The following is a 25,950-nucleotide window of genomic DNA, read 5'->3' on the forward strand; positions in this document are numbered from 1 at the left end:
CCAAAAACCCCGCGCGGCGCGCCCCCCCCCCCCACCCCCCCCCCCCCCCCCCCCCCCCCCCCCGGCCCCGCACCATTTGGCGCGCCACCACGTCGAGCAACCCCAACCCCCCCACCCCCACCCACACCCCCCCCCCCTCCCCACCCCCCCCCCCACGGGCCGCCCCACCCCGGTGCCACAACTCCCGCCGGGGCGCGGCCCCGGCCCCCCGCCCCCCCGCCGAGCGGGCGCTGCGCTATCCCCTGGACGCGGTCCATGTCGCCTGCACGCTGTGGCCCGTCGGCGAGATGAGCTCGTTCGACCTGTTCTCCGCCGTGGAGGACGTCCGTGCACACACGGTGTCGGCGCTACGCGCCCGCGCCTCCCTCGTCGTACCGACCGACGAGCAGGAGGCACGTCTGTGGCTTGCGCTGCCCCGCAGGGCACTCGACGGGATCGACACCTTCACACCGCCGGAGGGGGCCTGTCTGCACGCGTCCATCGGACGGCCGGGCGCCGATCTGACCGGCTTCCGCACCTCGGCACGCCAGGCCGCCCAGGTCAAAGAGATCCTCGCCACCCGGTTCGGCCGGGCCGGGGCGAAGGACGCCGATCCTCACTGTCCGGTCGGGCCGCAGTGGGTGCGGTACGACGACGTGGCTCCGGTCGCCCTGATGGCCGGTGACATGGAAGCCGTCCGTGAGTTCGTGGCCGCGACGCTCGGCGACCTGGCGCAGGCCGGCACTCGCCACGCCATCCTGCGTGAGACGCTGCAGAACTTCCTCACCCACCACCGCAGTTACGCGGCCGCGGCACAGGCAATGAACCTCCACCGCAACTCGATCCAGTACCGAGTACAACGGGCAACGGCATTGCTGCCGGCAGCGGCCAAGAGCCTTGAGGACGACTTCCACGTCCGCGCCGCCCTCCTGGCAGCACACTGGCTCGGACGGTCGGTGCTGCTCTGACGCCACCGTCGGCAACGAGCCGCACCCCATGCAGGAGCCGTGGCTGGAGTTCGTCGCGGGCGCCGCGAAGTGCCAGGGCGTGTCCGCGACGTCCCGTCGTCCGCCGCGAGCCGAAGCAGGACTTCGCGGGCCTCGACCGCGCCCGAAGACCTGCTGGGGTCGGTGTACGCGTACACCGACCCCTCGGACCGCCGGCCGATCGGCGGCGGCAGCGGCTGATTCCCCGGCGGTCAGCGAACGGGCAGCGCCAGCTCGGACGGGTCAGCCACGGAGGAACCGAACGACACACTGCTCCCCAGCGGGGTACGGCCTCCGTACAGCGGGTCCTTCGTGTCCAGGACCAGCGCCAGCCGGTGCCCGGCGGGCAGGTCGTACGCGGTGGCGAAGAGCGAGACATCCAGCGGGAAGGCACGCCCCGGCTCCTTGCCGGACCAGCTCTGCGGGGCGTGCGAGATCAGCTTTCCCACACCCAGGGCATTCACATCGTAGAGATAGCCGAACGCCGTGCCCTGCGACGCGGAGGCAGTGACCTTGGTGTGCAACCGTGCGGCGCCGCGGATGTGTTGTGCTGCCGCATAGGGTGCCGACTGCCACACGGCGGCGGAGCTACGTGGCAGCAGCGGGACGATGACGGTCGGCGGCAGGGCGGCTGCCTGGTCGAGCAGCCCGGACAGTTCGGCGACGCCGCCGTCCGCGCCCGAATTCGTGCCACCGACGACCGGCTTCTGCCAGCCGGTCCGAGCGGCTTGGCCGAGCGCCCCGGTGCCGCGGAGGTTCGGGTCGCCCAGCCGCAGGTGTTCGGTTCGGGAACTGACGGCGCGCCAGTCCGGGTAATTCTCGTGCGTGCCGTTCGGCCGCACCTCCAGTTCCACCGGCCGCCCTCGGCCGTCGCTGCCGCCGGTGCCCTTCACGTACTGATCGAGCCAGCGGCGCGCGCCGGCCCAGGTGGCGTTGTCCAGCCCCAGCAGGCTCGTCAGCTCCTGTGTGGCATGGTCCCCGGGGCGCAGTTCGAGCCGCTTGGGGCCGGTCAGCCGCTGGTAGAAGGCCGTCATCTCGCTGGGGTTGAAGATGCTGTCGCCCCAGGCATTGGCCAGGAAGACGGCCGTGCCGTGGGCGTTGATCCGGTCCACGTACGTGGCCGGGGATCTGGTGTGCGCCCATGCGACGACCTTGGGCAAGTCGTGGTCGCCGAAGAGGGCCGCCAGTATGCGCGCGAACTCCGGGCTCCTGCGGCCGGTGGGCGCCTGGATGGCAGCGAGCAGGGCGGCAGCTTGGAGGTGCCTCGTCTGCCCGCTGTAGAGCGAGTCGGTCAGGTCGCCCCAGCCGCTCATCGCGGCGACCGCCTTGATCCGCGGGTCGAAGGCGGCACCCATCAGGGTCAGGCCCCCGCCCAGGGAGAGCCCCACCATGCCGATGCGCTGCCGGTCGGCCGGTGTGCGGGCCAGGGCCCAGTCGATGACCGCGGACACATCGGCCACGTCCTTGGGCCCCGCGACATCGACCTCGCCCCCGGAGCGCCAGAAGCCGCGCACGGTGTAGGTAACGGCGATATAGCCGTCGGCGGCCAGTTGTTTGCCCTGGGCGATGTACTCCAGGTCGTTCTGCCCCCAGCTGGCCGGCTGCACGACCAGGGGGTAGCGGCCCTTCCGGTCGGCGCCGGGTGTGCCGGCGGCGGGGGTGAACACATCGGCCTTGAGGACGGTGCCGTCCTTCATCGGTATGTCGACGAGACGGAACGACGGTGTGGCGTGAGCGGCGGTCGCCGCGGGCCCGGGACGGGCGACCGCTGCCGCCGGATCCGTGGCGAAGGCGCCGCTGAGGGCAAGTGCCGTGACCAGCACGGCAGTTGTCATTCTGTGCCGGCAGTGGTGTCTGCCGGTGGTACGGCGGGATCGCGCCATCGATGCTCCATCGGGATCTGACCGCGGTGCCACAGTGATGACACTCATCCGGTGCGGTGGTTCGGAGCGTACGGGCGCATCATCGACCCTGGTGAGGCGATGATCAGCCAAAACTTACTCATGGGTAACGCTTCGTCGGCCGCGGGTCTGCGGCGGCGGGTCCTGAATCAGGCCTGGAGCCGGAGTCGGGGTTCGATCACGGTGAAGCCGGCAGAGCGTGATCGCGTGGCGCCCGGCGCGGTGGTGCCCTACCCGGCGGGGCGGCGGTCGACCGGGGTGAGCGGGGCGCGGATGACCACCGCGGTACGGCGCGGCCCGGACCACGGGGCCGGCACCGCCTCGATCTCGTACGCCAAGCGGTAGGCGAGCGCCTCGTAGTTGACCCGCCAGCCACGGAACTGCGGCCATGCCTCCTCGGGCGTGCGCTCCATCGGATAGCCCTGGGACCCCATCCGCTCCACGCCCCGCAGGAAGTCCTCGTAGCCCAGCTGCAGCGCGTCGTCCGGGTGGGGATCACGGTCATAGGGGATGCCCTGGATGTCGGCGATCTCGCGCAGGCAGATGAAGCCCGCCCGAAGCGCCATCCGCACCTCGGCCTCCGGCTGGGAGGGGTTGAAGGACAGCCGCAGGGCCGCGGCGTCCATCACGGACAACAGGGCGATCAGCCAGTTGCGGGTCGCCTTCGGGGACCGGAAGTGGATCAGGATCGGGTAGGTGGTGTGGCTTTCGCTCACCCCGGCGCTCCACCGCTCCCAGTTACGGAAGAGCTCGGTGAGACTGTCCATCAGGTCGACCTGCGCATAGCGGGCAAGGATCTCCGGCCCCCAGGGCGGGCTCCCCGCTCGGGTCTGCAACAGGGTGACCTCGGTCTCCCTGCGCTGATAGGCGCCGTAGAGCGCGGGCAGATAGCCCACTTGCAGGCCGATCACGATCGGGCCGGTGACGGCGGCACAGAAGTCGATCGTGTTCAGCGTGACTCGGTTGCCGCTGGCGAACCCGAGCGTGAAGAGCGAGGAACCCGCCTCGATCAACGCCTCCCTCATACTCAGCCGGCTCACGGCCGCCTCCAGCAGCGCATAGCCGACCATGAAGCACACCAGCCAGCTGATCAGCGTGACGACGACGGTCAGCGGCGCCATGGGGGCGAGCGTCCGGTCCTTGGCCTCCGCACTCGACAGTCGGTCGGCCACCAGCCGGAACGGCCACCGCACCAGACGCTGGACGAACTGGCCGAAGCCGGAACGCGTCGGCCGGGGAACCACCAGCGAGTGCAGCACCGAGGAAAAGATCCCCAGCACGATGACGGCACCGGCAATACCCAGCAGCACACGCACCGCAGTCCGCTCCTTCCGCACCCCACCTCGACGACGGAAGCGTACGGGGCGCCACCCCCGGGGCTCCGCCAACCCGGCGGCGACGAGCGCACGCGCCGAGGCGAAATGCCACCTTTCTCACTTGCCTAAAAGACTTAGGCAGATACATAATCGCTTCAGGCAAAAAGAAGGAAGGCTATGGCACGCGTAGGACTCACCACGGAGCGTCTGGTCCAGGCGGGGGCGGAGCTGGCCGACGAGGTCGGCTTCGACCAGGCGACCGTCTCGGCGCTCGCCAGGCGGTTCGACGTCAAGGTCGCGAGCCTGTACTCGCACCTGAAGAACTCCCATGACCTCAAGACCAAGATCGCCTTGCTCGCCCTGTCGGAACTCGCCGACCGGGCCGCCGCCGCACTGGCCGGGCGCGCCGGCAAGGACGCCCTGGCCGCCTTCGCCCACACCTATCGCGACTACGCCCGGGAGCACCCCGGCCGCTACGCCGCCGCGCAGTTCAGACTGGATCCGGAGGCGGCGGCAGCGAGCGCCGGCGGCAGGCATGCGCAGATGACGCGGGCGATCCTGCGCGGCTACGACCTGGCGGAGCCCGACCAGACACACGCGGTCCGGCTCCTGGGCAGCGTCTTCCACGGCTTCGTCAGCCTGGAGCTGGCCGGAGGGTTCAGCCACAGCGCCCCCGACTCGCAGGAAACCTGGGCATGGACCCTGGATCGCCTCGACGCCATGCTGCGGAGCCGGCCCGCGCCCTGACCGCAGCCACTCCGGCATGCGCAGGCCTCCGACCACAGGGTCATGACGCATCGGCAGGCCTGAACACTCAGACACCTTGATCAACAGGCTGGAACAATGGACGTCACACACACCTGGACCACCTCGCCCCTCACCGCGGACCTCCTGCGCGGCGCCCTGGATCTGGAGCGCACCGAGCACGGTGTGCTGCCGCACCGGCTGCCCGCCCGGGCCCGCGCACAGTGCTCCGCGGGCCAACTGGCGATGGCGGAGGCTCAGCCCTCCGGTGTGCGGCTGGTCTTCCGCACCCGGGCCACCACCGTCGAACTGGACACGCTCCCCACCAAGTTGGCCTATCGGGGCGCCCCGCCCCGGCCAGACGGCGTGTACGACCTGCTCGTCGACGGCCGTCTGGCCGGCCGGGCCGGTGCGAGCGGCGGCAACGTCCTGACCATCGACATGACCACCGGGACCTCGGAAACCCGGCCCGGCCCCGTCGGCACCGTCCGGTTCACCGGCTTGTCCCCCGAGGCGAAGGTCGTCGAGATCTGGCTGCCGCACAACGAGATCACCCAGCTGATCGCCCTGCGCACCGACGCCCCCATAACCGCCGTATCGGACCGGGGCCGTGTGTGGCTGCACCACGGCAGCTCGATCAGCCACGGTTCCGACGCCGAAAGCCCCACCACTACGTGGCCGGCGCTGGCCGCCTCCCTCGGCGGCGCGGAGCTGATCAATCTGGGTATGGGCGGCAGCGCCCTGCTCGACCCGTTCACCGCCCGCGCCCTGCGGGACACCCCCGCCGACCTGCTCAGCATCAAGATCGGCATCAACCTGGTCAACACCGACCTGATGCGGCTGCGTGCCTTCGGCCCCGCGGTGCACGGCTTCCTCGACACCATCCGCGAGGGGCACCCCACCACACCGCTCCTGGTCGTCTCCTCCATCCTGTGCCCCATCCACGAGGACACGCCCGGCCCCTCGGCCCCGGACTTCAGCAACCTCAGTGCCGGCAAGCTGCAGTTCACGGCCGCGGGCGACCCCGCGGAGACCGCTGCCGGGAAGCTGACGCTCAAGGTCATCCGGGACGAGCTCTCCCGCATCGTGCAGCAGCGCGCGGTCGATGACCCCCACCTGTACTACCTCGACGGCCGCGAGCTCTACGGCGAGGCCGACTTCGCCGAGCTGCCGCTGCCCGACCAGCTCCACCCGGACGCCGCCACACACCGCCGCATCGGCGAACGCTTCGCCGAGCAAGTCTTCGGCAACGGCGGCCCCTTCGCCACCCAAGGCGCCTGAGCCCCGGCTCCGTCCGGCCGGACACGACCGGCGGGACGGAGCCGGAGAACGCCCTCAAAATCCTGCGGGCGGGGCGGCCGGTGCCGATGTGGGCGGCATTTCGGTCATGGGGGCCGGCGGATCATGCGTGGCGTGGATTCATGGACGGTCCCCGACGCGGCGTTTCCCACCCCGCCTACCACCGCCAACCCTGCCGGGCGCAGAGCCGATGTCCGCGGGAGACGCAGGGTTATGTCGACTGCGGCGTGGAACCGTGGGTGCGCAGTTCCTCGTTGATGCGCTGGGCTTCCTCCAGCTGGTCTTCGAGGACGACGATGCGGCAGGCATCCTCGATCTTGGTGCCCTGGTCGACGAGTCCACGGGCCCGGGCGGCGATGCGCAGCTGGTAGCGGGAGTAGCGGCGATGACCGCCTTCGGAGCGCAGCGGGGTGATCAGGCGGTTCTCGCCGAGGGCGCGGAGGAAGGCGGGGGTGGTGCCGAGCATCTCGGCGGCCCGGCCCATGGTGTAGGCGGGGTAGTCGTCATCGTCGAGATTGTCGGCGGGGCGGGGACTGCTAGGGGGCATAGCACCTCTTCTTTCGGGGACGCATCGAGGGGCCCGGGTGCTGTACGGCACCCAGGCCCCGAGCTTTCAACACCATCTACCGGCAGACTGCGCCGGCCTTCCTTTTTCCGCTGGTCCGCCCGGGAGGGCGGAGGTGCGGGGATCGCGAATGCGTGACCGGGGACCACCTTCCGTTCTGGGGTCTGCGGTACCCGAGCGGCGTGTTCCTCGCCCGGGCGATCCTGATGGCGTCCGCTCCTTACTTCACTCGGTTACTCGGTCCTACTGCTGGATCCTGCGGTACTGCTCACGACCCCTGGGGCCGCTTGGCCCGGCAGTCAGTGACGGAACCCACCACTTCCGGCCCCGCCGCTCCACTGCCGTTCCACAACCTGCTTTGACCTGCATGCACGGCAGTTCATATCTGCCGTGCCCTCTTTACTGCCTTGGCTACGAAAAAACAGTAACCCTACAGCCAGCGGATGTCTACTCTGGCCGTGACAGATTTTCGTCAGAGCGGGAGGCTGAAGTTCTGCCGCACCTATGCCACGGGAACCCTCGGGGGAAGCTCTTCCGTCACGGGCAAGAATGCCGATGCATCGGACCGAGAGGCCCCGGTCCGGGAGACGGTGGTCGCCCTAGTCACCCCGTACGCCTCTCGCGCACATGCCGGGGTCCCCCGCTGCGGCGACACCGGCCCGGCTCCGGCCCAAGTACCCGGACTCATAGCCCGGTTCACCGTCCACGAAGACAATGCCGATACCGATGCCGATACCGATACCGATGTCGATGCCGGTGCATCCACGGCACGCGTGAGCGAGAAGAGCCCGACGCCTCGGCGGATGACATCGCGGACGAGGGGAGGGCGCGGGCTGAGCACGGAGACGCCCAGGACATCGTCCGGTGGGGCGGGTCCGCGGGCCGCGCCGCTGGTCAGCCCGCCGGTACGACGTTGGTGGCCTCCACAGCGGGGCGCAGGGCCCGCGCAAGCTTGACGCCGTCGCCGACGGCCCAGAAGTGGGTGAAGAACAGGCGTGGCTCGTCCCTCAAGCCGTGGTTGTGCAGCTCGACGAGCTGGGCGCCGGCACGCCGCAGCGCCACCAGGACGTCCTGGACCTCCCCGGCGATCATGGCGCAGTCACCGCTGATCGCGGCCCGGCCGCCGCCCAGTGGCTGGAAGTTGAACGCGCTGGTCGATCCCAGGCCCGGGGGCAGTACCAGGTGGCCGTCAGTGATGGTCTCGCGGCGGACGAAGATGCACTTGTAGATCCCCTCGTCGACGGAACCCTTGGCGCCCAGCGCCGCATCGATGCCGGCGGTGTCCAGGTTGACGGGCCGCGGCGGAGCGGCCGGTCGCGGGCGCGGGGTTCCGGTGCGGTTGAACGCCGCGCGCAGGCCGCGGGCGATGGGCCCCGGCTCCTTGCCGTGCGCATGGACGTGGATCCACCAGAGGTCCGGAATCTGGGAGAGCAGATGCTTGTGGATCGCGGTCTGCTCGATCCCGTGCTCATGCAGGGCATCGATGAACTGCTGCAGTTCGTCCTCGGTGACCACCACATCGCCCATCGCCAGCGTGCTGTCGTCGGCGTAGCGGACGAAGGACACATGCGAACCCAGCGCGAGTGCCGGTTTGACGGCGATCTTGCGGGAGACCACCTTGAGGTCCCGGCGCGGGAGGCCCGTGTGGTACATCACCTTCCGCTTCATATCGCCTGTTGGGCTGAGGTGGTCGGACACGTGCGTCCAGTCCGACAGGGTGGTGGGCACCGGCTCGACCAGCCCTCGGCTTCTCGCCTCGGCCGCCCCGGCGGGAAGGGCGCGAGCGGGGGTCTGCGCCCCGGTCAGCATCGGCGCCAGGGCGGCCGCGGCCAGCACGCGCCGTCGTGACGTACCCGCTCGCGGGTCCTGCTGTCGCTCTCCAGCCATCATGTGAGCACCTCCATGACGAGATGGAAGCATGGCGGGCTGGAGACACCGTCATCCCCGCCACTGCTTGGGGCCAGCTGGGCTAAACAGTCGTCATGACGGGTGAGACGGCCGGCTGCGAGGGCGGTCGGCGACCGTCGCGCACGGCCCGCACAAGGCGTCGTAGGTGCCCGCCCGGCATCCTGACGTGCCGTAGGCCGGGTCATTGGCACCGACAACTTCACCGACGCGATGCAGCATCATCACCACGCGATCCGGGCCGAGTTCCCTGCGTCGCAGTGTCCTACGCCCCTACGACGGCCCCGTTCATGTCGCTGAGCAATGAGCACGGACCAGCGTGGACCGGCTCGGACCGTCCCGACGTATCAGCCCGGCCCACCTCCGCCTGCGGAGAGCACCGGCACGGCCCCGCAGCGCGTGGCGCGAGGCCGTGCCCGCAGGTCCACGCCCGTTCGAACCGGCACGGTCAGGAAGACCCGCATCGGCGCACGAGGACCCGTTCCATGCCTACGAACTCCGGTTCCGTGGCGCGGACTTCGCTACCCATGACATCCCGACCGGCCCGGGGAACGATCCGGCGAGGCACGCCGTTTCCCGCCTTCCCACGGTCACGCGATCGGACGCGAGGCGCCGCAGATCACAGGCTCCTCCGCGGACGCGCATGTCATGCCCCTGTCATGCATAAGTGTAGAACTTGGTGTGGTCCAGCAGGTCCGCCGGGGTGACGTCGTTCCACGGCTTCATCGTGTCGTGGAGGTCGACGACGTCCGGTGTGTTGCCGGTCGGCAGATACCCGGACTTGGGATGCAGGCGCTGCCATTCGTCCCAGAGCTTGTCGATGAAACAGTGGTGCAGCCAGAAGACGGGGTCGTTGGGCGAGGCACCGGTGGTCATCTGCCCGCCGACCCAGACGTGCACCCGGTTGTGCAGATTCGGGCCGCGCCAGCCCTCGACGTTGTTGCGGAAGCCGTCGGAGGAGCTGTTCCAGGGGGCGGCGTCGTAGACGGTCGTGGCGAGTACCCGGTCGACCTCGGCCCGGGTCGGCAGTTCCCGGACCCCGGTGCCGAGCGAACGGCGCAGAAACGTCCGGCCGTCGACGCGTATGTTCATCGGCCAGTTGCCGTTGCCGAAGGCGAACGGCCCCGAGGGCACCCGGCCGTCACCGCTCCGCCCGTCGCCGCCGAGGAAGTCGTCGGCCCACAGGGAACTGCGGGGTGTGCGATCGACGGTCCAGTCCCAGTAGGGCAGGGTGACCGACGGCGTGACGGACTGCAGGGCTTGTTCGAACTGCAGCAGGAACCTGCGGTGCCAGGGCAGGAATGACGGGGACCGGTGGCCGGTCCGCTCTCCGTTGTCGGTGTCACCGATGATGAACGCGTTGTGGGTGCTGATGAACTCGTCGTAGCGGCCGCTGCGCTTGAGTTCCAGCACCGCATCGACGAAGTTCCGCTTCTCGGTGGCGGTGAGGTCCGCCTGGTTCTTCCGGACTGCCATGTCGAGGACTCCTCGGTGGGGGGACGGTCAGGGGCAGGCCTCAGCCGGTGACGACGGGGACCAGTTCAGCGCCCTGCAGTTCACGAACGGCGGCGCGCGCCAGGGCGCGTGGCGTGGTGAACGTCTCGTAGTGGTTCACCAGGCTGATCCAGGTGCCGTCCGCGTTCCGCATCACATGAAGGTCGTCGTTGTCTATGCGGACGACGAAGTCCATGCCGTCGTGCGGACCGGACTGTCCGCTCTGGGGATCCACAGGACTTCCGTGGCTGCCGTGGCTTCGGGGACTTCCGTGGCTTCCGTTCGCCGAAGCTCCCTCGTCCGCCGGCCAGCCCTCGATGTGGCGGCCCTGGTACATCTCGTCGAAGGGCTCCGGCATCTCGTGGCCGCCGGGGCGTCCGTGGCCTTCTGAGTGTCCGTGGCCGTCGGCGGGGCGGGCGACAGCGGTGTCGGCGCTGACAACGGGTGCGGCGAGCGCCGCTCCGGCCAGGGCCGCGGCGCTACCGTGCAGCACCTGGCGTCGGGTGGGACGCGACATGTTCCACTCCTCTGTTCGTCTCGGCTCCTCCTCTGTGGCGGGGCCGCAGAGGATTCGGTTCTTCAAGCCGGCGCGCCGGAGGTCGGCCCGCGCCGCCACATGCTGGCAGGGACGAACGGATCATCAAGTTGCACCGGCGGATCGGGCCACGAACGAGACAATCCCCGGGAGAAGGTGCAGGATTCAACGGCGGTGATCGTGCTCATGTCCGGGCACACCTGGTCGCGGAACCGGATATTCCGCGATGTGGAGCACCACCAGCCGCAGATCCTTTCCCCGCGCCGCAGAAACCGTGAGTCGCCCCACGGCCGGAACTCGGCGCGAATGCAGGGGGCTTGGGGCGCATGGGGTTTGGGCTTCGAGCTTCCGCACCGGTGGCGTGTGGAGTGTGGTGCGCGTGAGCAATCCTTCAGCCCGTCGGTGCCTCTGGACAGAGGCAGTGAACTGTACGACGAACGACCCGCTGCCGGGATGCCGGTACGCCATGACGCAGTGACGCCGAGACAGAACATGCGCGGCTGTACCGGCTACCGGCCCGACTTCACCGGGTCGGACCCCTCGGCAACTCCCCACTCCCCAGACCGAGTTCGAGCAGCACTCGGAGAAGAACCCTCCCCCGGCCGGCTCGCGGCGGTTATCGCCGACAGCCGGGCACGGACCGCTTCGGCCTGTTCAGGGCGACAGACGTAGTGGTGACGCTCAGCGGTCCGCCGTCATGCCCACTCGACGAGTTGCAGGACGATGCCGTTGGGGTCGGTGACCTGGAACAGCCGCTCGCCCCACGGCTCTTCGCGCAGCGGCATGGTGATGGGTGCGCCTGCCTCGCGGAGGCGCGCCTCGTGGTCGGCGATGCCGGTGACCGTGAAGGCCAGGATCAGACCGGACGCCCGTTGGTCGCGCTGCTCCGGAGGCAGCACCTCGATGCCGCGCTGCAGCAGGACGATGTCCGCCGCGGCATCGTCGCGAGTCAGCGAGGCGAAACCGTCCGCGGCCGTGACCTGCGCATAGCCGAAGTGGGTGATCAGAAAGTCGCGGGAGGCGGGCACATCGTCGACGGTCAGGGAGATGGTGGAGGCGGTGATGTTGATGGGTTCTCCTCGAAGTCCTCGAAGCGGTGAGGCAGATGCGGCAGATGGGGCAGGTGGCCGGTGCCGTGTCGGTGTCCAGAGCCGCCCGCGCACACAATCTTACGTCGAACGTAAAATTACGCGACGGACATCCGGGGGTCAAGCTTATTTTTACGTCGGATGTAAGATTTGCTCCATGAGTGCTAGTGCTGAGCCTTTGGGCCTTCGCGAGGCCAAGAAGCAGGAGACCAGGCAGCTGATCTCCGACCACGCCACCCGCCTCTTCCTCCAGAAGGGTTTCGAGGAGACGACGATCGCCGAGATCGCCACCGCCGCGCGCGTCGCCAAGAAGACCGTCACCAACTACTTCGCGCGCAAGGAGGACATCGCTCTCGACCACCACGAGGCATTCACCGCGGGCCTCGCCCGCACCGTCGAGAACCGCGCCGCCGGCGAATCCGCGCTCACCGCGCTGCGCCGCGCCTTCAGCTCCGCCGTCCAGGAACACGACGCCGTGGCCGGCTTCGCCGGGCCCGACTTCTCCCGCATGATCGCGGGCAGTCCCACCCTCACCACGCGGCTGCGCGACCTGCACGACGAACGAGAACGATCCCTGGCCGACGCCCTCGCCTCCGCCGTCGCTACCGACGCCGGCGACATCACCCCCCGTGCCGCGGCCGCCCAACTCGCCGCCGCCCACCGCCTCCTGTTCTCCCGGATTCAGGAACTCACCCTCGCCGGGCACGACAACGACCACATCGCCGCCACCCTCGCCGCCGAATCCGTCCGCGTCTTCGACCAACTCGAACCCGCCCTCGGCAACTACGCCATCCGATAGGCCCCGCCCGCCTCGTCCGCCGTGACCACGCGACCGTCATGACGCGGTTCGGCCTCGCCACGCTGTCCGGGTGAACCGGACGGCCACCACATGCGGCGAGCCGTCGAGCCATCCGGACTGATGAGCGGTCGAGGCGCGGGCGTACCCGAGGCGGACGCGCCCGGCCGACTCGATGCCGGCGGTCGCGGGCCTGGACAGCTCCGTCCACGCCGAGCCGGACTTGCGTACGGCGGGGGTCGGCACGTTGACGGCATTGGCGAGGTGGGGCACGGGGCAGAAGCGGGTGGTGTGGTACTGGATGGCTACCCTGCACTTCCCGGTGCGGCAGGGCGAGCCCGCTGGGGCGCGGCGCAGGTGGAGCGCCGGACCGGCCCCGTGTTTCACGAGCGACCACCTATGGAACAGCGCCCCGGCCAGCATGGATGTCGGATGCCACCACGCAGGGTCAGGAGGTCCGGGTGTGGTGGTCCAGCAAGCGGGTGAGCAACTGCACGAACTGGTCGCGTTCGGCCGGGCTCAGCGGCGCGAGCAGTTCGTCGTGGAGGTCGTCCAGGACCTTGTCGAGGCGGCGTAGTTGACGGCGGCCTTGGGCGGAGATCGTGATGGTGTTGCGGCGCCGGTCGTCGGGATCCGGCGCCCGCTCGACGAGGTCACGCTCGGCCAGTTCGTTGAGCACACCGACCATGTCGCTGCGGTAGATGCCGGTGCGACCGCTCAGGGCCGCTTGGCTGCCCGGCCCGTAATCCTGCAGTGAGGCGAGCACGGCGTAGTGCCACTTGCGGGCGTCGACCTGGGCCAGGCCCTCGTGTATCAGCCGGTCCGACCGCACGGTCAGCTGCGACAACAGTCGGCTCGCCCGTCGACGCAGCCGGTCGGGCGTCTTGGGCGCGCCGTCGTCGGGCATGTCCGCGGCTTCGGCTCTGATCATGGCGCCCATCCTACCCATTGCGTTAGTTCGACTAACGATGTACGTTCGCCCGCGTTGAGAACGTTAGTGCAATGAACGTTCGTTGAACGAACACCAAGGAAGGAAGATCTTGCCCACCAAGACCCTGCAGATTCCCACCCCGGACGGCCAGTCCGACGCTTTCGCGGCCTTCCCCGACGGTGGCGGGCGGCACCCGGCGGTGCTGCTGTACACGGACGTCTTCGGCGTGCGGCCCGAGCTGGAGGAGAGGGCCCGCGAACTGGCCGAGCACGGGTACTACGTGCTCGTCCCCAACCTCTACTACCGGCACGGCCCGGCACCGGTGATCGAACTTCCCGAGCACATCGGAGAAGAGGTCCGGCCCGCGGTCGTCGCCCAGCTGCTGCCCTTGGTCGAGGCGCACACCACCGAACGTGCCCTGCGCGACGCCGACGCCTACCTCAGGTTCCTCACCACCCAGCCTGAGGTCAGCGCCGGACCGGTCGCCGTGATCGGCTACTGCATGGGCGCCGTCTTGGCGATGCGCACCGCAGCGGCCCACCCCGACCAGGTGGCCGCCGTCGCCGGGTTCCACCCCGGCAACTTGGTCACCGACGCGCCCGACAGCCCGCACCGCCTCGTCCCCGAGCTCACCGCCCAAGTCCACCTCGGGCACGCCGTGAATGACATGTCGGCCGAGGCCCTCAGCGAGCTCAACCAGGCCCTGGATGCCGCGGGTGTCGGCTACACCTCCGAGATCTACCCCGACACCATCCACGGCTTCACCATGTCCGACACCGACGCCTTCAGCGCCTCCGCGCTGCAGCGCCACTGGGACCGTCTGCTCCCCCTCCTCGACCGCACCCTGGCCAACAGCTGAGGCTCCTGCTCGGAAACCCCACCTGAAGTACCCGCCTCCGGAGTCCGTGGCTCGCACGCCGGCCGCAACGTGGCGGCCGGGACCTGGTGTGGTCATACGCCGCATGCAGCAAGCCGCCTGGAGCCAGGCTCAACTCTCCCCCGGGACATGGCCGTCCCGGTCCCCTAGGCCGTGCCTCTGCACTCGTTGAGTCCCGCGATCGCCAGCGCGTGCTCCTCGGCGTACGCACCGGCTCCGGGCAGTGCGAGCGCGGTCCGGAACTGCTCTTGTGCCCCGGCGACGCTGCCGGCCGCGGAGTAGGTGCGGCCCAGGCGGCAACGGATGTGCATCTCCAGCCGGACGCGGTGGGGGTCGGTGAGCGGGGAGAGTGTCCGCTGCTGGGAGAGAGCCCGGTGGTGGAGGGCTACGGCGGCGCTCAGGTTTCCCTCGCCCTGCTCGGCCGTGCCCAGCCGGGTCAGGGCGAGTGTGTGCAGGAGGACGTCCCCGGCCTGCTCAAGCAGGTCGCCTGCCCGGCGAAGCAGGTTCTTGGCCGCACCGTAGTGGCCGAGGGCGAGCCGGACATCGGCGGCGCAGGTCAAGGCCCTGCTGAGCACGCGCGGTCGGCCGTTCTTCTCGGCGTGGGTGCAGGCGTCGGCGAGGCAGGCCAGCGCTTCCTCGTTCCGCCCCTGCGAGTGGTGCAGCATGCCCCGCACGGCGAGCCCCATCGCGGTCAGCCAGTTGTCGTCGAGCCGCTGAGCCAGCTCCACCGCCGCGGTGAGAAGAGGCATCGCCTGCTCGTCCCGGCCCAAACAGAAGTGAGCGGTCCCCAGTCCGGTCAGGGCCCGTGCCTCCTCGCGCCGGTCAGTGTGACGGCGGCTGAGGTGAAGTGCCTCGGTGAACCAGGCGTGGGCTTGGAGGTAGCGGCCCTGTTGGATGTCGGTGATGCCCATGCAGTTCCGCAGTGCGGAGGCCATCCGCCGGTCGGTGGCCCGGTCCGCGTGGGCGAGTGCGATCTCAAGGGCTGTTCGGCACTCGTGGTACCGGCCCCGGCGTTCGAAGTAGTCACTCAGCGCCTCGGCGATCCAGCACGCGTAGTCGGCCTCGCCGAGCGCCGCGGCGTGCCCGACGACGTCGACGAGTTCTCCATTGCCGGCGTCCAGCCACCGGTCTGCATCTCGCCAGTCCGCGAAGGGCGCTCCAGATGACCGCTGAGGTCAGCGGGTCGAACTCGACGGTCGGCGCCAGGCCCAGTGTGCGGAATCCACGCTGCTGCTCCGGCGGGAGCTGGTCGTACGACAGACGGAAGGCCGCCTCCACGCTGCGCCCCCGGCGCTCAGTTCGCCGAGACGGTGCTCGTCGCCCGCCATTCGGTCCACCAGGTACGCCAGCGTCCAGACGGGGCGGGTCTGCAGCCGCGTCCCGGCGATGCGCAGGGCCAGCGGCAGCCCGTCGCACAACCGGACCAGCTCATGCGTCGCCTCCGGCTCCCGGTCCGCGCGGTCCTCCCCGACGATATTCCTGAGCAGGGACACCGCAGCGCCGGTTTCCAGGGGCTCCAGGGAGACCCGTCGATCGGCGTCCAGCCCGGCCAGCCGCCGTCGGCCGGCCACCAGCACCTTGCTGCCCGGACCGGCGGGCAGCAGCGGCCGTACCTGCTTCGCGCCCAGCGCATCGTCCAGCACGAGGAGCAGCCGCAGTGAGCTGGTCGCGGCCCGCCAGGCGGCGGTGAGTTCGTCGAGGTCATTCGGCACCTCGCTGTCGGCTGCGCCGATCGAGCGCAGCAACCGCCGCAGCACTCGCTGCGGCGAGAGCCGCTGCCGCCCCGTGCTGTGTGCGCGCAGGTCCACGAACTTCGGGTTGACGTGCAGCATCGGGCGGCGGATGCAGGCTTCTCTGAACTTGGGGCCGGTCTGCCCCAAGCCTCTGATCCGTAGCTCTCTGAAACCGAATTGGTGATGGCAGAGGGATCACAGCGAGATGTTCCGGAGAGCGAGAGCCCGCTCCGTCTGCCGCCTTAGTACTGTGACTTCGCATGACCGACACCGAGATCGAGATCACCGCAGACCTGGTCCGCAACCTGCTGGAGGAGCAACATCCAGACCTTGCAGGGCTGGCCATCCGCGAGGTGGCGGGCGGCTGGGGCAACCAAATGTGGCGTCTCGGGGACGAGTTGGCCGTGCGCATGCAGCGCATGGACCCCACCCCGGAGCTCCAGCTCAAGGAGCGGCGGTGGCTACCTGTGCTGGCCCCGCGCCTGCCGCTCCCGGTGCCGACCCCGGTGCGGTTCGGCGAACCGTCCGAGCGCTTCCCCAAGCACTGGACCGTGATGACGTGGGTTCCCGGCGAGCCGCTGGACCACGGCTCGATCAGCCGCGGCGACCACGCGGCCGACACGCTGGCGGGCTTCCTTCGGGCGCTCCATGTGGAGGCACCCGCCGAGGCGCCGATCGCTACGGACCGCGGTGCCCATCCCAAGAACTGCACGGACGGCTTCGAGAACCTCTTCCAGGCCGTTGCCCCCGACGACATCGCTGCCGATGTCCGGGCCGTCTGGGACGATGCCGTCGCGGCCCACGCGTGGCAGGGCCCGCGGGTCTGGGTGCACGGCGACCTCCATCCCGCGAACGTCGTTGTCTCGGACGGAACGCTCTCGGGCATCGTCGACTTCGGTGACATGTTCGCCGGCGATCCGGCGTGGGACCTCGCCGCCGCATGGGTGCTGCTGCCCGAGGGCACGGCCTCACGGTTCTTCGACATGTACGCGCACGCAGACGAGGGGGCGATCCGGCGCGCCCGCGGGCTGGCCGCTATGAAGAGCCTCTTCCTGATGCTCATGGGGCAGAACGGAGATCGGGGTCTTCCCGGCGGCAAGCCGAACTGGGGACCTGCAGGCCGGGCGGCACTTGATCGTGTTCTGAAGGGTGTTTGATGCACGCCTTCTTTGAACTTGTTCTCGATCTTGGCTGAGGGCCATGCGGCTGCCCGCCTCTGCCCGTTGGCTGGATCAGGCCGGAGGAGCGAGCGTCTGACACAGACGCGCTCATGGATGCAGGGGATCCGAAGGCGCGTGCACAGGTGCCGATGGACACCTTCCGCTTCTCGAAGTGGGCGAGGAGGGTGTCCCACTCCTCCTCTGTCGGGATCCGGTACTCCTCGCCGGGGCGGGAGGCCCGTCTGCGGGCGATGAACGCCCAGTGGTCCTCGATCGTCTCGGCAGGGTAGACCGCCTTGAATCCGATCGTGGTGTCGATGTTCCTGTGACCGCAGATGACCTGGGCAATGTGCGAGAGCAGTCCGTTCATGATGGCGTCGGTGACGAAGAGCCGGCTTGTGTCCGCAGAGGCCGTGTGCGGATGACTCCGTGTGGCGATTGAGCAGGTCCGATCGCAGACGCGGCTTTCGCGACGCAGATGGTCGGCTGTGTTGTATTCCGCAGGACCTCCTGTGATGCAGGTCACTCTCTTTCGTGTTCCTGGGGCCGCGCTGTCAGTGGGGACTGAGATCGTGCCTCCGTGAGCGAATTGGTGGAGCATGTGGATGAGCGGGACCGCGTGTTGGGAGTCGTCAAACGAGGCGAGGCGGTGCTTCAGCACTGGCCGCATCGCATTGCGACGACGATCTGCCGTGATCGGGCAGGGCGGATCTTGGTGCTGCGGCGGTCCGAGATGCATTCCCGGTTCCCTGGCTACTACGACGTGATGGTCGGTGGTGCCGTGGACGTGGGTGAGTCGTATGAGGAAGCCGCGGCCCGGGAACTGTCCGAAGAGCTGGGCGTTCGTGTGCCCGTACGCTTCATGTTCAAGTTCCTTTGCCGGGAGGGGATCAGCCCCGTGTGGTTTGGGGTGCATGAGGCTGTCGTGACTGAACCCCTGATCCCGGACCCAGGCGAGATCGCCTGGCAGGGCTGGCTGACAGAGGCCGAATTGTGCGAGGTCGTCGATCAACGGCTCTTCGTTCCGGGAGGACGGAAAGCTCTGCGCCGATACCTGCAGTCCGAGTCCGGGCCGGCAGCTGGAGAGGCGTCTCCACGGCGATCCGCCGATGTCAGTTGCGACTGCGATGCTGTCGGCATGATCCCTTGGAACCCGCTGGTCATCGACAAGGCTCTGCGGGCCAGTTGGGCCGCTGACACCTGTTCCCCGGACGACCTCGCCCGCGCCGGCTGGCAGCCCGACAACCCGGCGTGGGGTCACTGTGACATCACCGCTTTGATAGTGAACGACATCTTCGGTGGCGACCTCATGGTCGGGGAGGTCCACTGCGGCGGAGAACGGCACGGATTTCACTGGTGGAATCGGTTGCCCAGCGGTGTGGACCTCGACCTGACTCACGAGCAGTTCCGGGATGGCCAGACCGTGACCGCAGCCCGAGTCGTCAAACGTCCACCTGGGCCTCTTCCTCGGCGCTGGGAGAAGTATCTCCTTCTGCGCGAGCGCGTCATCGAGCACCTCGGTCACCTCCCCGAGCCTGCTGCCTGACCCGCGGAGATCATGCTTCAACTGCACGTCCCGATCACGGTGGTTCGTGGTGCGGGAAGGCGGCTGACCTGGCCGGCCCCGGTGGCGGCATCGCGGAGCAGGACGATCTCCTCGTGCTGTGCGGCGAGCCGGGCCGGGGCCTGGGTGCGGAAGTCCGCGAGCTCGTCGATCGTCTGTTCCGACTTGGCCAGTCGCTCCCTGAGCTTGGCATTCTCCGCCTTGAGGCGGATGATCTGGGCTTCGCGGGGGTCGGGGATCTCGCCGGCCTGCTGCAGCACTTGGACCCGTCGTTCGAACTCGACGCGGAGGTGAGCGTAGGGGCGGGTTCCGTAGAACGCGGTGCGGTCGACGGCGGCTTCGTTGGCGAGAGTCTTGATGTCGTACTTGCCGCCGGGCGGGATCTCGCTTCGGAGGAGCCGGTCCATGGCGGCTCGGATGCGGTTTTCGTTCTCGGTCCGCTGGGCTGCGGAGATTCTCATGCGGACCTCGTCCATGGTGGCGCTGCCCGCGTCGATCTCGGCGACGACACGGAGAGCCCGGTCGTAGTCGGTCTGGAGCCGGGTGCGTTCGGTTTTGAGTGTGGTGCCGAGCTGGCCGAGGAAGGTCTCGGTGCGTTCGGCGTGCTGGGCCCAGACGGGACGATGACAGGGGTGATGGGTGGCCTGCGGGCAGCGGGCGGAGTTACATATCCCGACCAGTGGACGGTCCGCTGTCGGGGTGCCGGCCAGCTTGAGGCAGAGTGCCCGGGAAGGGTCGGTGAACCAGCAGTAGTTCGCCGGGCCGAGGTGGAGGACCTTGGCGCGTTTGGTCAGCAGGTTGAGCACGTCGCGGTCACTGCGCTGGGTCTTCGGCGCCTTCGCAGCGGCCGCGTCGAGTTGGGGTGACCAGTTCGGCATCCCTCAGGCGGGGCGTAATGCCGACCGGCGGGCGCCACGGCGCCAGGTCGGGATGCTCCTTCAGCATGTCGTCGGTCGTCGCATAGAGTGCTGTCGCGAGGGTGTCCACGTCGTTCGTCACAAAACGATCTTGGACACCCTCGTTCTCGTCTCCGCAGGCACCCCTTGGACCACACCGCCAGGAGGAACCAGTGTCATACCCGCAACTGCTCACCCCGAGGAGAAGCTCGCCGACGCGAAGAAGCTGTTGAGCCTCCCGCGTATCGTCGTGATCTGCGGCTCCACCCGCTTCATGACCGAGATGAACGAGGCCGATCTGCGGGAGACCAAAGCCGGAAAGATTGTCGTCAAACCGGGCTGTGACATGAAGTCGCCGCACGAACTTTGGTCCGATCCTGTCGAGGCCGAGGCGCTGAAGGTTCGACTCGACGATCTGCACCGGGCGAAGATCCGGCTCGCTGATGAGGTGCTCGTAGTCGGCGACTACATCGGAGACAGCACCCGAGCCGAAATCGCCTACGCCCGGTCGCTGGGCAAGCCCGTGCGGTTCACGCACCCCGAAGTCGACCCTGACGCCTGACCGCCCGCTGCCACCTCGACAACCAGGGCCGGCAGCCCGCCGCCTGACCGTCTCGCGGTGGCTTCGGCCGCCGCCCACCCCACACCCTCCGCAGGCATCCCTTGGAATTGATCATCTAGGTTCTCTCGGGGACCGTCCCCCAGACCAGCGAGCAGAGATGGTGCAGATAACTGTGCGGGGATGGAAGATCCTGCCCAGCTGCCGCCTCAAACGAAGCGGTGTCCACTTCGCCATACTCGGCACCGCGCGCCTGCAAATCCTCACTCTCGTCGGGTAGGGGGACGATTCGCGGACGCAGTACGTTCGGAGGCCATGTGGATCACGAAATACACCCACGCATGTGTGCGGCTTGAACACGACGGTCGGGTGCTGGTCATCGATCCCGGGATATGGAGCGAGCCGGCCGCTTTGACCGGCGCCGACGCCGTGCTGGTGACGCATGAACACGCCGATCACATCGATGTTCTTCGCCTGGCCGGGCTCGGCGTGCCCGTCTACGCCCCTGTCGAGGCGGACATCCCACGGCTAGAGGTTACCCGGGTGTCCTGCGACGAGGAGTTCATCGCCGCCGGCTTCCGGGTACGGGCGGTAGGCGGTCGTCACGCGCTCGTCTATGGCGGCCAACCGGACTGCGCGAACCTCGGCTACATCATCGACGAGGCGATCTACCACCCCGGTGACTCGCTCCATGTGCCCAAGCAGCCGATCGCCACGCTCCTGGTTCCGGTCCAAGGATCGTGGATGAAGACAGCGGAGGCGATCGACTTCGTCAAGGCGATCACACCTCAGCGGGCGTTTGCGATACACGATGCCCAGATCAACGATCGCGGCCTCAGCAGCGTCAATGGCTGGCTCACCGAGGAGACCAACCACGGTTACCAGTATCTGAGGCCCGGCGAATCGGTCGGACTGGGTTCCGGGACAGCAGCCCTTGGAGATGAATGAAGCCACAAGGACACCGTGCTCGTCGTGTACGGCACCGTGGTGCCCACCCGCGCCCATTCGGTCACCGGACAGTCCAAGCAACTACAGCTACTCCCCCAACCACCAGGTCGTCATCGACGCCGACAGCCGCCTGGTCGTCGTATTCGTCCGCGCCCTGCCAGGCAACCGCAACGACTGCGGGGCGTGGGCGGAATCCGACGCACCACACGTCCCACAAGCGGATCCGCGCCCGCGTCGAGCACACCTTCGCCCGCATGAAGGCCTGGCAGATCCCCCGCGACTGCCGTCTCAAAGGTGACGGGCTGTTGTGGGCACGAGTTTGATGTCGGCGTCGCCAGAAGAAGACTTTCGGGGGGAAGTCACTCGTGCCCGCGGCGATCGTCGGATGCGCGCATCCCTCTCCAGGCCAGGACGCCCAGCAGTGCGACGACGGCGGCTGCGCTTCCGGTCGCCACGGCGAAGCCGGTATCGAAGGCATGCGCCGCGGCGCTGTGCAGCGCGTCACCGACCCGCCCCCCGGCTCGTGCAGCCACTTCGGACGCAGCACCGAGCGAGCTGCGCGCGGTGTTCAATTGCTGCGCCGAGGCGCCGGGCACCGGGGCGAAGTCGGAGCGGTACACCAGGGACAGCACGGTTCCCCAGAAGGCGAGGCCGAGCCCCGCCCCGAGGGAGAAGGAGGTCTCCTGAACGGCTCCGGCCTCTCCCGCGCGTTCCGGTTTCGCCGCGCCCAGAATCGCGTCCGACCCCAGTGCCATGACCACTCCGGAGCCGGATCCCGCAGCCAACAAAGCTCCGTAGTGAGCCGAGGCGCCGAAGAGAGCGAAGGCAGCCAGCGCCAGCGCGCACAGCAGCAGCCCGCCGGACAGGCCACGTCGGTGCCCCCATCGCGCGGCGAAGCGCGGTGCCAGGGCCGCGCCGACCGCATTGGCCAACGCCAACGGCACGAGAGCCAGGCCGGCGCCCAACGGCGAATAATCTTCCAGCAATTGGAATCGCTGGGTGAGCAGGAACAGCAACGCGGTGTACGCGCCGTAACATCCGAAGATGCACAGCGCGGCGACCGAGAACCGGCGGTCGGCGAACTGTGCGACATCCAGCAGCGGATGGGCGATCCGGCGCTGACGGACGACAAAGCCGGCCAGGAGCACCATTCCGGCGAGTCCGATGCCCCAAACCACTGGCTGAGTCCAGCCGCGCTCGCCCAGCTGCTGAAACGCGTAGACGACGGTGGCGAGCCCGACGGCCGAGATCACGGCGCTGATCGCGTCCCACCGGTGCGGCCGGGTGTTGCGCGATTCCGGCACCAGCAGGGCGCCCCCGATCACAGTGAGCACCACGATCGGCACGTTGACCAGGAAGACGGAGCCCCACCAGAAGTGCTCGATCAGCAGCCCACCCAGGAGTGGTCCCACCGAGACTCCTACGCTGTTCGCCGCAGTCCACAGCCCGATGGCCACCGACCGCTCCGGGTCGTCGGGAAATATGGTCTTGATGATCGCGGGCGTGCTCGCCCTGATCATCGCGCCCCCGACCCCGAGTGCGGCCCGAGCGGCGATCAGCTGCCCCGGCGCCACCGACAGCGCCGCGCCTGCCGACGCGAGCCCCAAGACCACGAAGCCGGACACCAGTATCCGCTTTCGCCCGAACCGATCACCGAGTGTCCCGCACGTGATCAGCCCGGCGGCAACGGTGAGCGCATAGCCGTCGACGATCCACAGCAGCGCGGATCCACTCGGCAAGAGCTCTCTGCTGATCGCCGGCACCGCCACATGCAGCACCGTCAGGTCCATCCCGACCATGAGCAGGCCGGCACACAGCACGCCCAGCGCCGCCCACCGGTGGGGCGTCGTCTGCTTGGTATCAGTCGGCGGAGAGCGGAGAGCGGACGAGTTCAGCAAACCGCGGCCGGCCCCTTTGGGCGCCGGCCTCGGCCGTGCCTGCCCCGACCGCTCAGTCGAAAGTGCTGGCCAGGTAGGCATTGCGGATTCTGATGAGGTGGGGCATGTACCAGCCCAGGAGGATTCTGTCGGCGATACGTCCGACCGGCCCCAGCGGTGAAACGAAGTCGATGACGTCTCTCATCACGGTGCCACCGGTGCCGTCCGGCTCGAAGTGGTGGGCGTGACGCCATCGCTTGAACGGCCCGGACTCCTGCTCGTCCACGAAACGTCGGGGCCGATCGTATGAGGTGATGCGGGCCTTGAGTCGCCAGGTCAGGCCGAAGTGGCGAGCCTGGAAGGTCACTGTGTCACCGAGCGACAGCTCGCCCCGCGTCCTGCCACCAACTGCTCGCTCCGACGAAGCGGCCATCGAGCGGGTATGCGCCTGCACATCCAGGCACACCGCGAACACCTGCTCCGGGGGTGCGGCGACGGTTGTCACGACCTCGAAATTCGGCACGAGCTCAGCCTATAGCGGATGTCCCGTAACCACGGCTCGACCGATTCGCCGGACCGCAGAAACCGGTAGCCGTGGTTGACGAAGTCGATCGCCTCCGCTGTCTTCGTCCACGATCCTTGGACCGGGGTGCTCGCCGACCATGGCCTGAGAGGGAAATAAGCGAGTCTTCGACCGTTTTGCGCCTTGGTTTTGATCAGGGTCACTGGTCGGCGGGGGCCGTGCGTGCCTATGGACGGGGCTGTGCCAACAATCCGGGTTCGCTCTCGTCGAGGAATCCGAGGCCGACCAGGCGTTTGAGCTTCCCGCGGGTGCCTTCGACATGCTTGGGCAGCACCGGGAGATCGAGTGCCAGACACAGGTCACGGGCGCGCAGCGGCCGTCGTTCCTGCTGGACGCCGGGCAGGTCGCCGACTGGGCCCCCGGGTCAGTCGATGCCTTCGATGATGCGGAAGTCGCGCTCGACGCCGTCGGAGAGAGCGACCAGCGCCTCCTGGTAGGCCTCACTCTCGTGTGCCGCGAGGGCCTGTTCAAAGCTGTCGAACTCGATCAGGACAGTGCGCTCGGCGATTCCAGCGTCGTGTGCGACGACCCGACCGCCACGGACGAGGAGCCGCCCGCCCCCGGCCTGGACGGCCGGACCGGCCAGCTTGTTGTAGGCAGCCAGCTTCTCAGGGTCTGAAATGGTGCGGTAGGCACTGACCCAGTAGCCCTTGGCCACGGAACCTCCGGTGTTCGGAAGAGCACATCTGACTTCGAATTCACAATTCAGATCGATCGTACCTAACGACGGGTCACCGGGGTGATTCAGGGCACGCGCCGGTCAGCCCCGGTTCGGGCCCGGCGGTCGCCGCTGACGAACTTGCGGTCAGCCGGCCGCCCGCGTTGCCGCGCTTCTTGCGGCTCGTGGCCCGGTCGGCCTTCTCCGGGCTCACGCCTCGGTCCCGCTTCTGCGCAATCAGGCGCGCTCAGCCCGCGAGGAGTACGCCTCGTCGGCGGCGGCCGCGTCGGGACGGGTGCGCGGACGGCTGACGGTTCCTAGGGCGTCATCGCGTTCAGCCGGGTCACGTCCACCGAATGCGCACCCAGCTGCGGTCGCGGTATGAGTACCCAAAGGGCAGTCGCCGCGATCACACTCGCCGCGAGGACAGCGAGGCCGGTCCGGTCGGTGGCTCATCGGGCCCCGAAGCGGATGGGGTCCTCGACCACCGCCTTGGACAACACAGCGGCAATGAGGGAGAGGGCGATCAGTACCGCGGTGCGCGGCCACCCGCCGAATCCGAGGGCTTCCTGGGGCAGCAATACGTAGATGGGCCAGTGCCACAAATACAGGCTGTAGGAGGCGTCGCCCAGGCGGCGGGGGACGGCGCTGCCCAGTATGCGGCCGGTCTTGCCCTCCGGGGAGGCGGCCAGCAAGGCGATCAGCGCAGCCGCGGCCAGGGAGTGCAGGAACAGACCGCCACGGAACAGGGACGGTGAGCTCTCCCCGTCGCTGAGGAACCAGGACGCTCCCAGTCCGCAGGCCAGCACGCCGCACAACATGTCCACCATCCGGCCCCTCAGCGGGGCAAGTGCGTTGCGGGCCGGGGCGGTGGCGGCGAGGGAGCCGAGCAGCAGGGAGAAAGCACGGGTGTCGGTGCCCTCGTACACCCGGGTGGTGTCGATGGCGTGGGGCAGGAGGACCATGCATACCAGCGAGACCAGAGCACCGGCCGCGGCGAGGGCGGCGGTGGTCCGTTGGCCAGTGCGCTGCCCCCGGGCCAGTACGGCGACCACGAGCGGCCACACCAGGTAGAACTGCCATTCCACGGCGATGCTCCACAGATGGCTGTAGATGCGGCTGCCCGCGGCGTTCCAGTAGCCGATCTGCTCGGTGATGAAGTGCCAGTTCGTCGCCTGGGCGGCGGCCCACGGTGCGTCGTTGAGTGCGAAGCCGAGCTGGGCCGGCGCCCCGAAGGCCCACACCAGAAGCAGGGTGCCGACTCCCATGACGGTCAGTGCGGGCAGTAGACGGCGGGCGCGACGGCCCCAGAAACCGATGAGGTTGATCGTGCCTGTGTTGGCGGCTTCCTTGAGTAGCAGGCCCGTGATGAGGAATCCGGAGAGGACGAAGAACAGGTCGACGCCGAGGAAGCCGCCGCCGAGGTGTCCGGCGTGGAAGAGCAGGACGGCCAGGACGGCCAGGCCGCGCAGACCGTCCAAGGGGCGAGGTGTGACCGCCCCGATGCCGGGGTGCGGCGTGCGCGCCGGTGGCTGCGCGGCGCGAGCGTGGAAGTC

At 68.8% G+C, this 25,950-nt stretch carries 25 protein-coding genes and 3 pseudogenes; 11 read left to right on the forward strand and 17 right to left on the reverse strand.

What is annotated here, in order from left to right; genetic code table 11:
* Window positions 1-230: 230 nt before the first annotated feature.
* Complete coding sequence (locus ACGFWI_RS05795; protein ID WP_393904944.1) at window positions 231-947, forward strand: PucR family transcriptional regulator; 717 nt, start codon at window positions 231-233, stop codon at window positions 945-947.
* 230 nt (window positions 948-1,177) lie between these two features.
* Here the strand turns inward: ACGFWI_RS05795 and ACGFWI_RS05800 are convergent, their stop codons facing one another.
* Window positions 1,178-2,800, reverse strand: a complete 1,623-nt coding sequence (locus tag ACGFWI_RS05800; protein WP_393904665.1) for a CocE/NonD family hydrolase — start codon at window positions 2,798-2,800, stop codon at window positions 1,178-1,180.
* Between the two features lie 296 nt (window positions 2,801-3,096).
* Window positions 3,097-4,182: a hypothetical protein gene (locus ACGFWI_RS05805; protein WP_393904666.1), complete on the reverse strand. Its 1,086-nt coding sequence runs from the start codon at window positions 4,180-4,182 to the stop codon at window positions 3,097-3,099.
* A 177-nt stretch (window positions 4,183-4,359) separates the two neighbouring features.
* Here ACGFWI_RS05805 and ACGFWI_RS05810 point away from each other — a divergent pair, with 177 nt between their 5' ends.
* Both ACGFWI_RS05810 and ACGFWI_RS05815 read left to right on the forward strand, forming a co-directional pair.
* Entirely contained in the window at window positions 4,360-4,929 is a 570-nt protein-coding gene (locus ACGFWI_RS05810; RefSeq protein ID WP_393904667.1) for a TetR/AcrR family transcriptional regulator, read from the forward strand.
* Between the two features lie 96 nt (window positions 4,930-5,025).
* Window positions 5,026-6,207, forward strand: a complete 1,182-nt coding sequence (locus ACGFWI_RS05815) for a GDSL-type esterase/lipase family protein (protein ID WP_393904668.1) — start codon at window positions 5,026-5,028, stop codon at window positions 6,205-6,207.
* Between the two features lie 229 nt (window positions 6,208-6,436).
* Here the strand turns inward: ACGFWI_RS05815 and ACGFWI_RS05820 are convergent, their stop codons facing one another.
* The 6 genes from ACGFWI_RS05820 to ACGFWI_RS05845 all read right to left on the reverse strand — a co-directional run bounded on the left by ACGFWI_RS05820 (window position 6,437) and on the right by ACGFWI_RS05845 (window position 11,794).
* Window positions 6,437-6,772 (reverse strand): MerR family transcriptional regulator, encoded by a 336-nt coding sequence (locus ACGFWI_RS05820; RefSeq protein WP_393904669.1) that lies wholly within the window; start codon window positions 6,770-6,772, stop codon window positions 6,437-6,439.
* Between the two features lie 912 nt (window positions 6,773-7,684).
* The gene (locus tag ACGFWI_RS05825; protein ID WP_393904670.1) at window positions 7,685-8,680 is read right to left on the reverse strand and encodes a DUF1259 domain-containing protein; all 996 of its coding nucleotides are present in this window, start codon (window positions 8,678-8,680) and stop codon (window positions 7,685-7,687) included.
* A gap of 672 nt (window positions 8,681-9,352) precedes the next feature.
* The gene (locus ACGFWI_RS05830) at window positions 9,353-10,171 is read right to left on the reverse strand and encodes a tyrosinase family protein (protein WP_393904671.1); all 819 of its coding nucleotides are present in this window, start codon (window positions 10,169-10,171) and stop codon (window positions 9,353-9,355) included.
* Between the two features lie 40 nt (window positions 10,172-10,211).
* Complete coding sequence (locus ACGFWI_RS05835; protein WP_393904672.1) at window positions 10,212-10,706, reverse strand: tyrosinase family oxidase copper chaperone; 495 nt, start codon at window positions 10,704-10,706, stop codon at window positions 10,212-10,214.
* A 62-nt stretch (window positions 10,707-10,768) separates the two neighbouring features.
* The gene (locus tag ACGFWI_RS05840; protein ID WP_393904673.1) at window positions 10,769-10,912 is read right to left on the reverse strand and encodes a hypothetical protein; all 144 of its coding nucleotides are present in this window, start codon (window positions 10,910-10,912) and stop codon (window positions 10,769-10,771) included.
* 507 nt (window positions 10,913-11,419) lie between these two features.
* A complete protein-coding gene (locus ACGFWI_RS05845; RefSeq protein WP_393904945.1) occupies window positions 11,420-11,794 on the reverse strand; it encodes a VOC family protein in 375 nt (124 codons plus the stop codon).
* A 175-nt stretch (window positions 11,795-11,969) separates the two neighbouring features.
* On the opposite strand from ACGFWI_RS05845, the gene ACGFWI_RS05850 reads away from it, so the two are divergent.
* A complete protein-coding gene (locus tag ACGFWI_RS05850) occupies window positions 11,970-12,611 on the forward strand; it encodes a TetR/AcrR family transcriptional regulator (protein ID WP_393904674.1) in 642 nt (213 codons plus the stop codon).
* 445 nt (window positions 12,612-13,056) lie between these two features.
* Here ACGFWI_RS05850 and ACGFWI_RS05855 read toward each other — a convergent pair whose 3' ends face one another.
* A complete protein-coding gene (locus ACGFWI_RS05855; protein ID WP_393904675.1) occupies window positions 13,057-13,539 on the reverse strand; it encodes a MarR family winged helix-turn-helix transcriptional regulator in 483 nt (160 codons plus the stop codon).
* Window positions 13,540-13,648: 109 nt separating this feature from the next.
* On the opposite strand from ACGFWI_RS05855, the gene ACGFWI_RS05860 reads away from it, so the two are divergent.
* On the forward strand, window positions 13,649-14,398 hold the full coding sequence (locus tag ACGFWI_RS05860; RefSeq protein ID WP_393904676.1) for a dienelactone hydrolase family protein: 750 nt from the start codon (window positions 13,649-13,651) through the stop codon (window positions 14,396-14,398).
* Between the two features lie 164 nt (window positions 14,399-14,562).
* Here the strand turns inward: ACGFWI_RS05860 and ACGFWI_RS05865 are convergent, their stop codons facing one another.
* Window positions 14,563-15,537, reverse strand: coding sequence for a tetratricopeptide repeat protein (locus tag ACGFWI_RS05865; protein ID WP_393904946.1), 975 nt, complete (start codon window positions 15,535-15,537; stop codon window positions 14,563-14,565).
* A gap of 54 nt (window positions 15,538-15,591) precedes the next feature.
* Window positions 15,592-16,296 (reverse strand): NB-ARC domain-containing protein, encoded by a 705-nt coding sequence (locus ACGFWI_RS05870; protein WP_393904677.1) that lies wholly within the window; start codon window positions 16,294-16,296, stop codon window positions 15,592-15,594.
* 113 nt (window positions 16,297-16,409) lie between these two features.
* Between ACGFWI_RS05870 and ACGFWI_RS05875 the strand changes: the two genes are divergently transcribed.
* From ACGFWI_RS05875 to ACGFWI_RS05885, 3 genes and pseudogenes are all read left to right on the forward strand, one after another.
* Window positions 16,410-17,306 (forward strand): aminoglycoside phosphotransferase family protein, encoded by an 897-nt coding sequence (locus ACGFWI_RS05875; RefSeq protein ID WP_393904678.1) that lies wholly within the window; start codon window positions 16,410-16,412, stop codon window positions 17,304-17,306.
* A gap of 718 nt (window positions 17,307-18,024) precedes the next feature.
* Window positions 18,025-18,264: pseudogene (locus tag ACGFWI_RS05880) on the forward strand (NUDIX domain-containing protein); the annotation flags it as partial.
* Window positions 18,265-18,447: 183 nt separating this feature from the next.
* The gene (locus tag ACGFWI_RS05885; RefSeq protein WP_393904947.1) at window positions 18,448-18,855 is read left to right on the forward strand and encodes a hypothetical protein; all 408 of its coding nucleotides are present in this window, start codon (window positions 18,448-18,450) and stop codon (window positions 18,853-18,855) included.
* 17 nt (window positions 18,856-18,872) lie between these two features.
* Here the strand turns inward: ACGFWI_RS05885 and ACGFWI_RS05890 are convergent, their stop codons facing one another.
* Together ACGFWI_RS05890 and ACGFWI_RS05895 are read right to left on the reverse strand one after the other, a co-directional pair.
* Window positions 18,873-19,751 carry a hypothetical protein gene (locus ACGFWI_RS05890; RefSeq protein WP_393904679.1) on the reverse strand — a complete coding sequence of 293 codons (879 nt, stop codon included), beginning with the start codon at window positions 19,749-19,751 and terminating at the stop codon, window positions 18,873-18,875.
* Window positions 19,735-19,872: pseudogene (locus ACGFWI_RS05895) on the reverse strand (IS982 family transposase); the annotation flags it as partial. The gene ACGFWI_RS05890 and the pseudogene ACGFWI_RS05895, both read right to left, overlap by 17 nt.
* Before the next feature lie 75 nt (window positions 19,873-19,947).
* Between ACGFWI_RS05895 and ACGFWI_RS05900 the strand changes: the two are divergent.
* The 3 genes and pseudogenes from ACGFWI_RS05900 to ACGFWI_RS05910 form a co-directional block, all read left to right on the forward strand.
* A complete protein-coding gene (locus ACGFWI_RS05900) occupies window positions 19,948-20,331 on the forward strand; it encodes a hypothetical protein (protein ID WP_393904948.1) in 384 nt (127 codons plus the stop codon).
* A gap of 312 nt (window positions 20,332-20,643) precedes the next feature.
* Complete coding sequence (locus ACGFWI_RS05905; protein WP_393904680.1) at window positions 20,644-21,276, forward strand: MBL fold metallo-hydrolase; 633 nt, start codon at window positions 20,644-20,646, stop codon at window positions 21,274-21,276.
* Window positions 21,277-21,285: 9 nt separating this feature from the next.
* A pseudogene (locus tag ACGFWI_RS05910) lies at window positions 21,286-21,599 on the forward strand (IS5/IS1182 family transposase); the annotation flags it as partial.
* A 36-nt stretch (window positions 21,600-21,635) separates the two neighbouring features.
* Here ACGFWI_RS05910 and ACGFWI_RS05915 read toward each other — a convergent pair.
* From ACGFWI_RS05915 to ACGFWI_RS05930, 4 genes are all read right to left on the reverse strand, one after another.
* Complete coding sequence (locus ACGFWI_RS05915) at window positions 21,636-23,174, reverse strand: MFS transporter (protein ID WP_393904681.1); 1,539 nt, start codon at window positions 23,172-23,174, stop codon at window positions 21,636-21,638.
* Between the two features lie 52 nt (window positions 23,175-23,226).
* Window positions 23,227-23,676, reverse strand: a complete 450-nt coding sequence (locus tag ACGFWI_RS05920; RefSeq protein ID WP_393904682.1) for an SRPBCC family protein — start codon at window positions 23,674-23,676, stop codon at window positions 23,227-23,229.
* A 424-nt stretch (window positions 23,677-24,100) separates the two neighbouring features.
* The gene (locus ACGFWI_RS05925) at window positions 24,101-24,394 is read right to left on the reverse strand and encodes a DUF1330 domain-containing protein (protein ID WP_392375909.1); all 294 of its coding nucleotides are present in this window, start codon (window positions 24,392-24,394) and stop codon (window positions 24,101-24,103) included.
* Between the two features lie 452 nt (window positions 24,395-24,846).
* The gene (locus ACGFWI_RS05930; RefSeq protein WP_393904683.1) at window positions 24,847-25,875 is read right to left on the reverse strand and encodes an acyltransferase family protein; all 1,029 of its coding nucleotides are present in this window, start codon (window positions 25,873-25,875) and stop codon (window positions 24,847-24,849) included.
* Window positions 25,876-25,950 lie beyond the last annotated feature (75 nt).

The sequence above is a fragment of the Streptomyces sp. NPDC048434 genome, assembly GCF_043200375.1.
In the GTDB taxonomy this organism is placed as follows: domain Bacteria; phylum Actinomycetota; class Actinomycetes; order Streptomycetales; family Streptomycetaceae; genus Streptomyces.

Coding starts and splice junctions, on each gene's coding strand:
- ACGFWI_RS05850 (WP_393904674.1), top strand. CDS start 11,970: ATGAGTGCTAGTGCTGAGCCTTTGGGCCTTCGCGAGGCCAAGAAGCAG.
- ACGFWI_RS05855 (WP_393904675.1), bottom strand. CDS start 13,539: ATGATCAGAGCCGAAGCCGCGGACATGCCCGACGACGGCGCGCCCAAG.
- ACGFWI_RS05815 (WP_393904668.1), top strand. CDS start 5,026: ATGGACGTCACACACACCTGGACCACCTCGCCCCTCACCGCGGACCTC.
- ACGFWI_RS05875 (WP_393904678.1), top strand. CDS start 16,410: ATGACCGACACCGAGATCGAGATCACCGCAGACCTGGTCCGCAACCTG.
- ACGFWI_RS05810 (WP_393904667.1), top strand. CDS start 4,360: ATGGCACGCGTAGGACTCACCACGGAGCGTCTGGTCCAGGCGGGGGCG.
- ACGFWI_RS05905 (WP_393904680.1), top strand. CDS start 20,644: ATGTGGATCACGAAATACACCCACGCATGTGTGCGGCTTGAACACGAC.
- ACGFWI_RS05825 (WP_393904670.1), bottom strand. CDS start 8,680: ATGATGGCTGGAGAGCGACAGCAGGACCCGCGAGCGGGTACGTCACGA.
- ACGFWI_RS05835 (WP_393904672.1), bottom strand. CDS start 10,706: ATGTCGCGTCCCACCCGACGCCAGGTGCTGCACGGTAGCGCCGCGGCC.
- ACGFWI_RS05820 (WP_393904669.1), bottom strand. CDS start 6,772: ATGCCCCCTAGCAGTCCCCGCCCCGCCGACAATCTCGACGATGACGAC.
- ACGFWI_RS05800 (WP_393904665.1), bottom strand. CDS start 2,800: ATGACAACTGCCGTGCTGGTCACGGCACTTGCCCTCAGCGGCGCCTTC.
- ACGFWI_RS05830 (WP_393904671.1), bottom strand. CDS start 10,171: ATGGCAGTCCGGAAGAACCAGGCGGACCTCACCGCCACCGAGAAGCGG.
- ACGFWI_RS05840 (WP_393904673.1), bottom strand. CDS start 10,912: ATGAGCACGATCACCGCCGTTGAATCCTGCACCTTCTCCCGGGGATTG.
- ACGFWI_RS05890 (WP_393904679.1), bottom strand. CDS start 19,751: ATGCCGAACTGGTCACCCCAACTCGACGCGGCCGCTGCGAAGGCGCCG.
- ACGFWI_RS05885 (WP_393904947.1), top strand. CDS start 18,448: ATGATCCCTTGGAACCCGCTGGTCATCGACAAGGCTCTGCGGGCCAGT.